The organism is Falsiroseomonas sp. RANM36 (genome assembly GCF_056682175.1).
On record NZ_JBWXTD010000003.1, the window covers coordinates 824,654 to 836,040 of the forward strand.

At 71.6% G+C, this 11,387-nt stretch carries 11 protein-coding genes, 1 tRNA gene, 1 other RNA gene and 1 pseudogene; 8 read left to right on the forward strand and 6 right to left on the reverse strand.

All coding sequences use genetic code 11. The annotated features are described in order from the left end of the window. A pseudogene (locus AC1MIR_RS08675) lies at positions 1 to 229 on the reverse strand (hypothetical protein); the annotation flags it as partial. Between the two features lie 217 nt (positions 230 to 446). Between AC1MIR_RS08675 and AC1MIR_RS08680 the strand changes: the two are divergent. Beyond that, on the forward strand, positions 447 to 1,358 hold the full coding sequence (locus AC1MIR_RS08680) for a prephenate dehydratase (protein WP_480027778.1): 912 nt from the start codon (positions 447 to 449) through the stop codon (positions 1,356 to 1,358). A gap of 27 nt (positions 1,359 to 1,385) precedes the next feature. Here the strand turns inward: AC1MIR_RS08680 and AC1MIR_RS08685 are convergent, their stop codons facing one another. Then, entirely contained in the window at positions 1,386 to 1,706 is a 321-nt protein-coding gene (locus tag AC1MIR_RS08685) for a hypothetical protein (RefSeq protein WP_480027779.1), read from the reverse strand. Beyond that, positions 1,703 to 2,632 (reverse strand): NAD(+) diphosphatase, encoded by a 930-nt coding sequence (gene nudC / locus AC1MIR_RS08690; protein ID WP_480027780.1) that lies wholly within the window; start codon positions 2,630 to 2,632, stop codon positions 1,703 to 1,705. The genes AC1MIR_RS08685 and nudC overlap by 4 nt, the downstream gene beginning before the upstream one ends. A 95-nt stretch (positions 2,633 to 2,727) precedes the next feature. Between nudC and AC1MIR_RS08695 the strand changes: the two genes are divergently transcribed. From AC1MIR_RS08695 to AC1MIR_RS08720, 6 genes are all read left to right on the forward strand, one after another. Further along, positions 2,728 to 3,201, forward strand: a complete 474-nt coding sequence (locus AC1MIR_RS08695; RefSeq protein WP_480027781.1) for a DUF29 domain-containing protein — start codon at positions 2,728 to 2,730, stop codon at positions 3,199 to 3,201. Positions 3,202 to 3,239: 38 nt separating this feature from the next. Further along, positions 3,240 to 3,338, forward strand: an RNA gene (ffs, locus tag AC1MIR_RS08700) — signal recognition particle sRNA small type. A 50-nt stretch (positions 3,339 to 3,388) separates the two neighbouring features. After that, on the forward strand, positions 3,389 to 5,272 hold the full coding sequence (locus AC1MIR_RS08705) for a DNA polymerase III subunit gamma/tau (protein WP_480027782.1): 1,884 nt from the start codon (positions 3,389 to 3,391) through the stop codon (positions 5,270 to 5,272). A 6-nt stretch (positions 5,273 to 5,278) separates the two neighbouring features. Continuing rightward, the gene (locus tag AC1MIR_RS08710) at positions 5,279 to 5,620 is read left to right on the forward strand and encodes a YbaB/EbfC family nucleoid-associated protein (protein WP_480027783.1); all 342 of its coding nucleotides are present in this window, start codon (positions 5,279 to 5,281) and stop codon (positions 5,618 to 5,620) included. Between the two features lie 130 nt (positions 5,621 to 5,750). Beyond that, positions 5,751 to 6,347, forward strand: a complete 597-nt coding sequence (recR, locus tag AC1MIR_RS08715; protein ID WP_480027784.1) for a recombination mediator RecR — start codon at positions 5,751 to 5,753, stop codon at positions 6,345 to 6,347. 74 nt (positions 6,348 to 6,421) lie between these two features. Beyond that, a tRNA-Arg gene (locus tag AC1MIR_RS08720) sits at positions 6,422 to 6,498 on the forward strand. 389 nt (positions 6,499 to 6,887) lie between these two features. Here the strand turns inward: AC1MIR_RS08720 and AC1MIR_RS08725 are convergent. Together AC1MIR_RS08725 and AC1MIR_RS08730 are read right to left on the reverse strand one after the other, a co-directional pair. Then, complete coding sequence (locus AC1MIR_RS08725; protein ID WP_480027785.1) at positions 6,888 to 8,006, reverse strand: putative peptidoglycan-binding domain-containing protein; 1,119 nt, start codon at positions 8,004 to 8,006, stop codon at positions 6,888 to 6,890. A 434-nt stretch (positions 8,007 to 8,440) separates the two neighbouring features. Beyond that, a complete protein-coding gene (locus AC1MIR_RS08730) occupies positions 8,441 to 8,584 on the reverse strand; it encodes a hypothetical protein (RefSeq protein ID WP_480027786.1) in 144 nt (47 codons plus the stop codon). Here AC1MIR_RS08730 and AC1MIR_RS08735 point away from each other — a divergent pair. Further along, the gene (locus AC1MIR_RS08735) at positions 8,574 to 8,696 is read left to right on the forward strand and encodes a hypothetical protein (RefSeq protein ID WP_480027787.1); all 123 of its coding nucleotides are present in this window, start codon (positions 8,574 to 8,576) and stop codon (positions 8,694 to 8,696) included. The genes AC1MIR_RS08730 and AC1MIR_RS08735 overlap by 11 nt on opposite strands. Before the next feature lie 25 nt (positions 8,697 to 8,721). Here AC1MIR_RS08735 and galE read toward each other — a convergent pair whose 3' ends face one another. Then, entirely contained in the window at positions 8,722 to 11,136 is a 2,415-nt protein-coding gene (gene galE / locus AC1MIR_RS08740; RefSeq protein ID WP_480027788.1) for a UDP-glucose 4-epimerase GalE, read from the reverse strand. Positions 11,137 to 11,387 lie beyond the last annotated feature (251 nt).

Genomic DNA, 11,387 nt, shown 5'->3' on the forward strand with positions numbered 1-11,387 from the left:
GGGCCGGGGGGGGGGGGGGGGGGGCGGGGGGGCGGGCGGCCCCGCGGGGCGGGGGCGGGGGGGGGGCGGGCGCGGCCGGGGGCGCGGCCGGCGGCGGCGCGCCGGTGGCGATCGCGGCCTCATATTGGTGCGGCGGCGAGACCAGGAACTTCCCGACCAGACCCGCGAGCATGAAGGTGATGCCCGCGGTCAGCACCGCGGCCGCGGCCTTGTTGAATTCCAGACTCATCCCGGATGCCACCCTTCCCGAACGTGGCCCGAGCGCCGACCGGCCGCAGGCGGGCACCGCGCCTGGCGGAGCCGCAGGCCGGCCCGCGCCGGCAGGCTTGCGCCGAGGCCAACGTGCCGTAAAACCGCGCGGAACATAGAGGCGGCGGGAAAACTCGACAACCCGCCCGCCCGCCGAACGCGCGGCCGCATTGCCGCCCACTGCCCGCAGGACAGAAATGGACAGCACCGCCGCCGCCCCGCGCCAGACCGCTTCGCCGGAAGCCGCGCAGATCATCGCCTTCCAGGGCGTGCCCGGCGCCTATTCCGATCTGTCCTGTCGCCACGCCTATCCGGGCTGGAGCACCCTGCCCTGTCCCTCCTTCGAGGCGGCGATGCAGGCGGTGCGGGAAGGGCAGGCCGCGCTGGCGATGCTGCCCTGCGAGAACTCGCTGGCCGGCCGCGTGCCGGATATCCACCGCCTGCTGCCGGAGTCCGGCCTGCATGTGGTCGGCGAGCATTTCGAGCGCGTGGAGCACTGCCTGCTGGCACCCAAGGGCGCGAGCATCGCCACGCTGAAGCGCGCGCACAGCCATCCGATGGCGCTCGGCCAGGTGCTGCGGGTCCTGAAGGAGCTCGACCTGCAGGCGGTGATCGAGGCCGACACCGCCGGCGCCGCCAAGCTGATCGCCGAGCGCGGCGGCGTCGAGGATGCCGCGATCGCCAGCGAGCTGGCGGCCGAGGTCTACGGCCTCGAGATCCTGCGCCGCAATGTCGAGGATGAGGCGCACAACACCACGCGCTTCTACGTCATGGCCCGCGCGCCCCTCGCCCCGCCCTATGGCGAGGGCCCCAACGGCGGGAAAGCCTGGGTGACCAGCTTCGTCTTCCGCGTCCGCAACATCCCCGCCGCGCTCTACAAGGCGCTCGGCGGCTTCGCCACCAACGGCGTGAACATGACCAAGCTGGAAAGCTACATGGTCAACGGCGCCTTCACCGCGACGCAGTTCCTGGCCGATGTGGACGGCAAGCCCGATGAGCCGGCCCTGGCGCGGGCGCTGGAGGAACTGGCCTTCTTCTCGGCCGATCTCCGCATCCTCGGGACCTATCCCGCGCACCCCTACCGGCTGGCGCAGCGCGAGGGGAACTGACGCGGCGGCCGTGCAAGAAGGCAGGCGCTACCAGTAGAAGCCCTGCGGGCGGACGCGCTCCACCCCGCCGCCGCGGATCACGCCGCGGCGTCGGAGGCAGGCGTCGAAGGCGTTGGATTCGGCCACGGTGGCTGCCGCGGTCAGCCGGTCCTGCTGCGTCCGGTCGGTCGAGTTCCATTGCCGCCAGGTGTCGCGCACGGCGGGCGCGCGCCGCGCTTCCTCCCGGCACTCCGCCACGGCCGGGTTGTTCGGCAGCTCCGCCGCAACCTGGCGCTCCTCCGGCGTCCGGCCGCAGCCGGCGAGCAGCAGCACCGGCAGGGCCAGCGCGAGCAGGCTTGCGCGCCTCATGCCCCGGCCTCCAGCCAGTCCTCGATGAGCCGGCGCGCGATGGAATCCACCCGCGGCAGGGAGAAGCCGAGCGCCTGGTGGTCGCGCAGCTCCGCGCGGGAGAACCAGCGCGCGTCCTTCAACTCCTCCGGGTCGATGCGGATCGCCTCGGTCAGGCCCTCGGCGTGGAAGCCGATCATGATCGAGGACGGGAAGGGCCAGGGCTGGGAGGAATGATAGGCGACCTGCCCCACCGCCACGCCCGCTTCCTCCATCACCTCGCGCCGCACGGCCTCCTCGAAGCTCTCGCCCGGCTCCACGAAGCCGGCGAGGGTCGAGTACATCGTGACGTTCGGGAAGCGGTGCGAATGGCCGAGCAGGCAGCGGTCGCCGCGCACCACCAGCATGATCACGGCGGGGTCGGTGCGCGGGAAATGCTGCGTGTTGCAGCCGGTGCAGACCATCGCATGGCCGGCGCTGCGCGGCGAACAGGGCGCGCCGCAGGCCCCGCAGAAGCGGTGCCGCGTGCGCCAGTGCATCATGCCGCGGGCATGCGCCAGCACGCTGGCCTCGCCGGGCGGCAGCAGCCCCGCCACCTGGCGGAGATCGGCGAAGCTGCCCATGCCCTCGGGCAGCAGCGGCAGCGGGTCCTCGGCGGCGGAGCAGTCCACGGCAAAGACCGGCCGCTTCTCCCACAGGCCGAGGAAGGCCCAGGGGCCGTCCTGCATGCGCACGGCCTCGGCGGCCTCGGCGGTGAGCAGCACGGCCTCGGGATGGCCGTCCTCCACGCCCTTCATCAGGTTGCGGCTGCGCCAGACCGGGGCGAATAGGGTCTCGGGGTCGGCGAGGGTCTGGTGGATCCAGTCCGCGTCCTCGCGCAGGTGGCCGGCGCGGTCGAGGGGACTGCCGGTATAGGCGTTGGGCCGGCTGGCGGGGATCGAGAGCATGCGCCGGGTGATGTGCCATGCGGCCCGGGGGCCGGCAACCGCGGGCGTGGCGGGAGACTTCCGGGATCGGCTATTCTCGGCCAGCGGAGGCGAGCATGCCCGACGACCTCTATGACCGTGACATCCTGGCCTGGAGCCAGGCCCAGGCCGAGCGCCTGCGCCGCCTCGCCGCCGGGGAGCGGGTGAACGACCTCGACTGGGCGAATGTCATCGAGGAGATCGAGGAGGTGGGGCGCAGCCAGCTTCTTGCCGTGGAATCGCTGCTGTTGCAGGCGCTGGTGCATGCGATGAAGGCGGCTTGCTGGCCGGACCACCCGGCGGTGCGGCACTGGGCAAGCGAGATCGTCACCTTCCTGGTCCAGGCAAGGCGCCGCTACGCGCCGAGCATGGCGCAGGCGCTCGACCTCGGTTCGATCCACGCCGACGCGCTGCGGATTGCGCGCCGCGCCGACGTACCGGGCGAGCCGCTGGCTCTGGTGCAGGCGCCACAACTGACCCTGGCCGAACTGCTCGACCCCGAACTTGCGCCCGAGACGCTGATCGCGAGCCTGCGGGACGATCATCCCTGACCATTGCCCCGGGACGCCCGAACCCCGATATTGGGGGCGGAAGGTCGGCGACGGACGTGCCCCTCGCCAACCCGGTCAGGTCCGGAAGGAAGCAGCCGTAACGAGTTCTCGCGCGGGTCGCCCGCCGGCCTTCCACCCGGCCTTTTCCCACCCTGGCCCGACCGGCCCCCCCAGCGATCCCGGACCGATGGCCAGCGATCTCCTCGGCAATTCCGTCCCCGAAGACCTGCCGGAGCCCCCCGCGCCCGACGGGCCCGGCCTGTTCGGCGACCCGGCCCCCGCCGCCCCGCCGCCCGCCGCCGCAAGCCTTTCGGCCGAGCCCGCCGCGCCCTATCGCGTCCTCGCCCGCAAATACCGCCCCACCGCCTTCGACGACCTGATCGGGCAGGAGGCGCTGGTGCGCACCCTGCGCAACGCCTTCGCGCACGGCCGCGTCCACCACGCCTTCATGCTCACCGGCGTGCGCGGCGTGGGAAAGACCACGACCGCGCGCATCATCGCCCGCGCGCTGAACTGCATCGGCCCCGACGGCAAGGGCGGCCCGACGCCCGATCCCTGCGGCGTCTGCCCGGAATGCCGCGCCATCCTGGCCGACCGCCACCCCGACTACATCGAGCTCGACGCCGCCTCCAACCGCGGCATCGACGATGTGCGGGAGCTGCGCGACATGCTGCGCTTCCGCCCCTCCCAGGGGCGGTTCAAGGTCATCATGCTGGACGAGGTCCACATGCTGACCGAGCCCGCCTTCAACGCCCTGCTCAAGACGCTGGAGGAGCCGCCGCCGGACGCCAAGTTCATGCTGGCGACGACCGAGCTCAGGAAAGTGCCGGCCACCATCCTCTCGCGCTGCCAGACCTTCCACCTGCGCCGCGTGCCGCAGGAGCAGCTCCGCGCGCATTTCGCGAAGATCTGCGCCGCCGAGGCGGTGACGGCGGAGGAGGAGGCGCTGGCGATGGTCGCGCGCGCCGCCGATGGCTCGGTGCGCGACGGCCTCTCCATCCTGGACCAGGCGATCGCGCTGGCCGGCGGCGCCGGCGTCACCGCGCAGGGCGTGCAGGAGATGCTGGGCCTGGCGGAGCGCGGCCTCGCGCTCAGCCTGATGGAGGCGCTGATGGGCGGCGACGTCGCCCGCGCGCTCGATCTCTCGGCCGAGGCGCATGCACGCGGCACCGATCCCGGCGTGGTGCTCTCGGACCTGCTGGCGCTGACGCATCTGCTCTCGCGGCTCAAGACCATCCCGGCGCTGCGCAACGACGCCGCCCTGACGGAAGACGAGCGGGTGCGCGGCGCGGCGCTGGCCGACAGGCTCGCCATCCCCGTGCTCGCGCGCGCCTGGCAGATGCTGCTGAAGGGTGCGCAGGAAGTCGCGCAGGACGGGGTGGACCGCCGCGCCGCGATGGAGATGGTGCTGATCCGCCTGGCGCATGCCGCGGAGTTGCCGACGCCGGGCGACCTGGTGCGGCGCCTGACCGAGCAGGGCGGCGCCGCGCCGGCCCCGCCCGGCCCCCGCGGCGGGGCGGGGGGCGGCGGGCTGCGCGCCATCGCCGGTGGCGGCGCCCTGGCCGCCGCCGCCGCGCCGGCCCCGGTGGCCGAAGCGCGGCCACAGCCGACGACCTGGCGCGAGGTGGTGGCGCTGGCCTCGGGCCGGCAGCCGCTGCTGCACGCGCATCTCGTGCACAGCGTCCATCCCGTGCATGTCGCGCCCGGCCGGATCGAGCTGCGCCCGAGGCAGGACGCGCCGCGCGACCTGGCGCAGCAGCTTGTCGGCCTGCTGCAGCAGGCGACCGGCGCGCGCTGGACCGTCAGCCTGGTGATGGCGGGCGGCGAGCCGACGCTGGCCGAGCAGGGCCGCGCGGCGGAGCAGGACCGGCTGGCGCTGGCGCGCAGCCATCCGCTGGTGCAGGCGGTGCTGCAGGCCTTCCCCGGCGCCACGATCGAGGCGGTGCGCGACGGCGCGCTGGACGCCTATGGCCTGCCGCCGCCCGCGGCGGCGGAAGAGGGCGGCCGCGACTTCGCCCCGCCCGATGCGGAGCCGGCCGGCTTCGACGACGAATTCCCCCCGGAGGACTGAGACACGATGAAGAACCTCGGCAACATGCTGAAGCAGGCGCAGCAGATGCAGGCGCGCATGCAGGAGATGCAGGCGAAGCTGGAGGCGATGGAGGTCGAGGGCGCCTCCGGCGCCGGCATGGTGAAGGTGACGCTGTCCGGCAAGGGCGACCTCCGGCGCGTGGCGATCGACCCCTCGCTGATGACGGCCGAGGAGAAGGAGGTGCTGGAGGACCTGCTGGTCGCCGCGCATGCGGATGCGAAGCAGAAGGTGGAATCCACCATGGCGGAGGAGATGCAGAAGGCCACCGCCGGCCTCAACATCCCCGGCGGCCTCGGGGGCCTTGGCGGCATGAAGCTGCCGTTCTGATCATCCCCAAGAAGCCGCTTCGCGTCTTCGCGGGGGCCCCGAATTCGTGCCCCTCTTGCACAGGTTGGCGCCGCCCGCCGCGGCAAGGCCGCGGCACGGCGCCTGGGGGCGGAAACACGCCTGAGGGCGCATGGACAACGACGATCCGATCGAGCGCCTGATCGCCCTGCTGGCCAAGACGCCCGGCATGGGCCGGCGCAGCGCGCGCCGCGCCGTGCTGCGGATGCTGATGCGCCCCGCCGAGACGATGCTGCCGCTGGCCGAGGCGCTGACCGAGGCCGCGCGCGCCGTGCGCCCCTGCGAGGTCTGCGGCAACCTCGATGCGCAGAGCCCCTGCGGCATCTGCCGCGATCCGCAGCGGGACCGCCATCTGGTCTGCGTGGTGGAGGGGGTGGCCGATCTCTGGGCGCTGGAACGCGCGCATGCCCATCGCGGGCTGTACCATGTGCTGGGCGGCGTGCTGTCGCCGCTCGGCGGCGTGGGGCCGGAGGATCTGGCGATCGGGCCGCTGCTGTCGCGCATCGCGGCAGGCGGCGTGGAGGAGGTGATCCTGGCCCTGCCCGCCACGGTCGATGGCACGGCGACGGCGCATTACGTCACCGATCGCCTGCGGCCCGCGGGCGTGACGGTGACGCGGCTGGCGCAGGGCGTGCCGCTCGGCGGCGCGCTGGATGTCCTGGACGAGGGCACGCTGGCCGCCGCGCTGCGGGCCCGCCGGCCGGCCTGACCGCGGCCCGCCGCGACACGGCGCCTTTGCCCGCGTCATGACGGCGCGGCGGCGATGTGCTATGTCGCCTTCAGGTTCCCGTAGCTCAGCTGGATAGAGCACCAGATTCCTAATCTGGGGGCCGTGGGTTCGAATCCCGCCGGGAACACCAGCATCTCAGCCGTCCCGCCGTCGAACCCACGGAGCCTCGTTCGCATGCCTCCGGCATGACGGTCCGAATCCCGCCGGGAACGCCAGACAGCCCGACGTCTGATTGCGCTCGACCATCATTCGCTTGTTCCGCAATCTTGCAATGCTGGTCCCTGCGGAACCCATGCGGACCCGCAAGAGCGCCCGAAGCGGCTCCGTTGCCCTGAGGCGCCCAAGGCTTTCTTGCCGCTTCCCGCGGACCGCGACCGATCCGGCCTCACCGGCCGGCGCGCGCACGGACGCGCCGACCTTCGCCGCCTACGCGGCCGCGCCCATTGACGTGCCTGGCCGGCTTCGCTGTCCGCCGGTTGCGACCAAGGCGCGTTGGCAGGATCGGACAGGGACGACCTGTCATGGCTTGGGATCGTTCGGTGCCACCATGCGCATTTCCGGGGCGATGGAACGGGCGGCTTTCAGCATGGCACTCATCGACGGGCGCTCATTTTCGATGGACTGATCCTCGCTGCCGGATGCGTCCTTGCTGACCCGCGGCAACTTGGCGACCCGCGGCAAAAGGCCAGTCGCGCTCGCCGATGCGGCGGGGTAAGGCATCCTCCAATCCTTCCACTGCGTCCACCAATCGCTTGCGCTGTCTTCCGATGGCGCGGCGGGCACTGCGCGACCAATACCGCCAATGACTCCCCGGAGGCCTGTCGATCCGCCGAAATTCTCTGTGTTCCCAAACGGAGAAGCCCATCGGGCCCGAGCAAGCCACTTTGCTCGGAACCGCGCATTCTTCGTCCCGTCACCAGAGATGCCGATGTAGAATTGCTGGCGGATGAGAGCGAGCCGAGAGCAGGCCTCCATGATGTCATGCGACTCGACGTAAAGACTGAGGGCTTCGACGGTCTGAGGCCCGATTGACCCATCCGCGGCCGTGCCGATCAGTTCCTGCAGCATCTTGGTCGCGCGCCCGGGTCCCGACATCATCGCGGCGTCGACCGCGATGGCGACCAAGGGGCACCACATCAGCTTGTCGAAACCGTGCTCTTGGAACAGCGATCTATAGTAAACGTCCGCCGCGTTGTCTGCTTGTCCGAATGCTGCACGCATGACGGCCTCATCAATCCAAGACGCGTCTATGCGGAGATGCCGCGCCAACTGAAGTGGCGTGACGCCAAAGCATTTTCCGACCAGTCTGCCGGTACCGTCCTGGTCCTGAACATACTGCTCGCGATCGGTCGGATCGCACTCCCACCCCGGCTCCCATTTTTCCAAGCAATCACTGATGTATTTTTTCGGATGAGGCGGTAGAGATGGCGATTTTTCATCAACAAAATGACTTGCATAACCAGAATCAAATTTTGTCTTGAATATGACACATTGTGTTTCGCCCCAAAGAACTTCTGTATGTTCTGTTTCTTTGAATCCAGGTAAATTCTTTATTTCTGCCTCACGAATAGCGATTTTTGTTTTGCGGTCTTCATTCGGAGGAACGATCATCATTTCTCTTTGGACAATAGATGTCATCAGTCGCCTCCTGCGTCCGCTCCCTCCCGCCGAGAGCTGTCTTCTTGGGCGTTTTTCGGGTGGCTGGCTTCTTCGTCCATCGGGCTGCGACCGTATCGGAGATCTCGGAGTATGTGCAACGGCGACGGGCACTTGGATCAGGCTCGCTGCGGCGCGTTTGAACGGACGCCCTCTTCAGAGTGCTGCCGCGCCTCCGCCGATCACCCCTTCGAATGGCTGTCCGGCTTCAGCCTGCTTATACGCGGCGCACGAAGTTCCGACCTGCGGCCGGCGTAGCCGGCCGTCGTGCCCGAGGCACGCCTTCAGCGTGACGCCGCGAATGCGGCCCGCCGCATAGGCGTCATGCGAAAGCATGCCTTCGGCATGACGAGCCAAGCGAAGCGCCGGCGCTTGAGGGCATGAAGGTGAAACCTTCATGCGCCCGGTGTTAGAACTTAGAGCATCAGCACCGTGAAGACCGCCATCACTACCGCCTCGTCATAGGCCGAGAGCGCCACCGCGATCCCGATCGCGCCCGTGGCCCAGAGCCAGGCGGCCGTGGCCGTGCCGTGCACCGCGCCGCAGGGCATGGAGTCCAACTGGATCCCGACCGCGGGCAAACGCCCGCTGCCCGCCATGCGCGTCTACGGCCCGACCGAGGCGTTCAACAACAAGACCTTCAGGCTGCCGGACTTCGAGCGGGTCTCCTGAGGACGAACGCCGCGCGGCGCTCCCGCTACTTGCGCAGCAGCTGCTTCGTCAGCTTGGCCGCGATCGGCTTGCGCGGCAGGTCGAAGAAGCGCGAGAGGCTCCAGCGCCCGTGCCGCACGCGGGCGCGCATGTCGGAGAATTCCAGGAAGCCCGCGCGCCCGTGATAGCGCCCCATGCCGGAGGCGCCGACGCCGCCGAAGCCGAGCGAGGGAAAGGCCGCGTACTCGATCGCGCGCCCCGTCACCAGCGCGCCGGAGCGCGTGCGCGATGCGACTTCGGCTTCCTCCGCGCGCGTCGCGCCGAACAGATAGATGGCCAGGGGCGCAGGGCGCGACGCGATCCAGGCGATGGCGGCATCGAGATCCGCGACCGTCTGCACCGCCAGCAGCGGTCCGAATATCTCGTTCCGTTCAAGTGGCGAATCCGGCGCGGGTTCCGCCAGCGCGATGGCGCGACACCGTCCCGCGCCATCCGCGGCGAGCGGTGTGAGGCGCGCGCCTGCGGCGAGCGCATCCAGCCGCGCGGCCTGCGCATCCGACGCGATGGCGCCTTCCGGCAACGCGATGCCGCTGGCGCGGCAAGCGGCGGCGAAGGCCTCGGGCGTGTGGCCGACGAGCAGCACGGTGTCGGGCGCGATGCAGGTCTGGCCCGCATTCACCGCCTTCCCCGCCAGGATGCTCTGGGCGGCGCGATTCAGGTCGGCGCCGGGCAGCACGATGCAGGGGCACTTCCCGCCGAGCTCGAGCGTGACGGGCACCAGGTTGCGCGCGGCCGCTTCGGCCACCTTGCGGCCCGTCGCGGTGCCGCCGGTGAACATCAGGTGGTCCCATGGCTGCGCGCAGAAATCCCGTGCGACCTCGGCATCGCCCTGCACGCAGCGTGCGATGTCCGGGCCGAGCGCCGTCTCCAGCACCGCCGCGATCAGCGCGGCGGTGCGCGGCACGAACTCGGACGGCTTCACGCAGACGCGGTTGCCCGCGGCGATCGCGTCCACCACCGGCCAGAGCGCGAGCTGCACCGGGTAGTTCCAGGGCGCGACGATGCCGACGACGCCCTTCGGCACCGGCTCCTCGGCCGCCGTGGTCGGCCAGAAGGGATAGGGCACCCAGGCACGACGCGGCCGCGCCCACCAGCGCAGCCAGCGCCGCGAATACATGGCGGCGTCGGCGACGATCAGCACATCCGCCAGCAGCGTGTCGTAGCGCGAGCGCCCGCCATAGTCGGCGTCCAGCGCGGCCACGAAATCCTCGGCGCGATCGCGCAGCGCCGCGGCCAGGCGGGCCAGCAGGTCGCGCCGGCGCGCCGGCGGCCGGCGCCCGTCGCGCGCCGCGGCGGCGCGCAGCGCCGCCAGCGCAGCGGCAGGTGTCATGCGGGCTCCTTCGGCAGCGGCGCGCTCATCAGCACGGCGGCCGCGGTCTCGCCGGAGCGCACCGCGGCCTCGATCGTCGCGGGCAGGTCGGGCAAGGTCCAGTCGCCAGCGAGCGCGACATTCGCCAGCGGCCGCCGGGGCGGGCGCGGGGGCCGGCCCCCGGGCAAGGGCCGCGGGGGCCCCCCGGGGCGCCCCCCCCCCCCCCCCCCGCCGGCGGGGGCCCCCCCCCGCCCCCGGCCCGTAGCCATGCGGCACCGGCCGCCCGCCGACCCGCGCCACCGTCTCCAGCACCTGCTTCACCGAATAGCCCGTGCCGTTGCCGAGGTTGTAGCGGACCGAGCGGTGGTCCAGCACCGCCAGCGCGCGCAGATGCGCCTCCGCCAGGTCGGTGACATGGACATAGTCGCGGATGCAGGTGCCGTCCGGCGTGTCGTAGTCGTCGCCGAACACGGTCAGCGGCGGGCGCAGGCCGAGCGCCGCGCCGATCGCCAGCGGGATCAGATGCGTCTCGGGGTCGTGGTCCTCGCCCGCGCGGCCCGCCGGGTCCGCGCCCGCGGCGTTGAAGTAGCGCAGCGCGGCGAAGCGGATGCCGTGCACTTTCTCCGCCCAGGCGAGCGCCCGCTCGCAGAGCAGCTTGCTCTCGCCATAGGCCGAGGCCGGCTCCAGCCGCTGCGCCTCGTCGATCGGGATGCGCTCGGGGAACCCGAACAGCGCGGCGGTGGAGGACAGGACGAACTTGCGAACGCCATGCCCGGCCGCGGCCTCCAGCACCACCGTCACGCCGGCGAGGTTTTCCCGCAGGTAGCGCATGGGCTGGGCCATGCTCTCGCCGACCAGCGACAGCGCGGCGAAATGCAGCACCGCCTCGAAGGGACCGTGCGCGAAGGCGCCCGCGACGGCGCGCGGATCGTCGCAGCGCCCCTGCACGAGCGTCGCCCGCGCCGGCACGGCGCCGCGATGGCCCTTGGAGAGGTCGTCCAGCACCACGACCTCGTCGCCGCGGTCGAGCAGCGCCAGCACCGTGTGGCTGCCCACATAGCCGGCGCCGCCGGTCACCAGGAAACGCGCCAAGGACGTCACTCCAAGCCAGGCCGAACAGCGCCCCGATAGCACGCCGGCACTGTGGCCGGCAGAAGGCGGCGGTCCGGCGGCTTCATGCCGGCCCGCTTCCCGGCCTATCACTCGATGCCGACATCAGGCGGAGCGGGCGCGATGCGCGGAATCACCTGCCGGACCGACCGGAAGCTGGCGGCGATCGCCCTTGCCGGCCTTCTCCTGCTGCCGGCCGTGCGGGCCGGCGCGGCGGAGGGGCCGGTGGCCGC

Coding starts and splice junctions, on each gene's coding strand:
- AC1MIR_RS08695 (WP_480027781.1), top strand. CDS start 2,728: ATGCCCGACGACCTCTATGACCGTGACATCCTGGCCTGGAGCCAGGCC.
- AC1MIR_RS08680 (WP_480027778.1), top strand. CDS start 447: ATGGACAGCACCGCCGCCGCCCCGCGCCAGACCGCTTCGCCGGAAGCC.
- nudC (WP_480027780.1), bottom strand. CDS start 2,632: ATGCTCTCGATCCCCGCCAGCCGGCCCAACGCCTATACCGGCAGTCCC.
- AC1MIR_RS08725 (WP_480027785.1), bottom strand. CDS start 8,006: ATGACATCTATTGTCCAAAGAGAAATGATGATCGTTCCTCCGAATGAA.
- AC1MIR_RS08685 (WP_480027779.1), bottom strand. CDS start 1,706: ATGAGGCGCGCAAGCCTGCTCGCGCTGGCCCTGCCGGTGCTGCTGCTC.
- AC1MIR_RS08710 (WP_480027783.1), top strand. CDS start 5,279: ATGAAGAACCTCGGCAACATGCTGAAGCAGGCGCAGCAGATGCAGGCG.
- AC1MIR_RS08735 (WP_480027787.1), top strand. CDS start 8,574: ATGGAGTCCAACTGGATCCCGACCGCGGGCAAACGCCCGCTGCCCGCC.
- AC1MIR_RS08705 (WP_480027782.1), top strand. CDS start 3,389: ATGGCCAGCGATCTCCTCGGCAATTCCGTCCCCGAAGACCTGCCGGAG.
- recR (WP_480027784.1), top strand. CDS start 5,751: ATGGACAACGACGATCCGATCGAGCGCCTGATCGCCCTGCTGGCCAAG.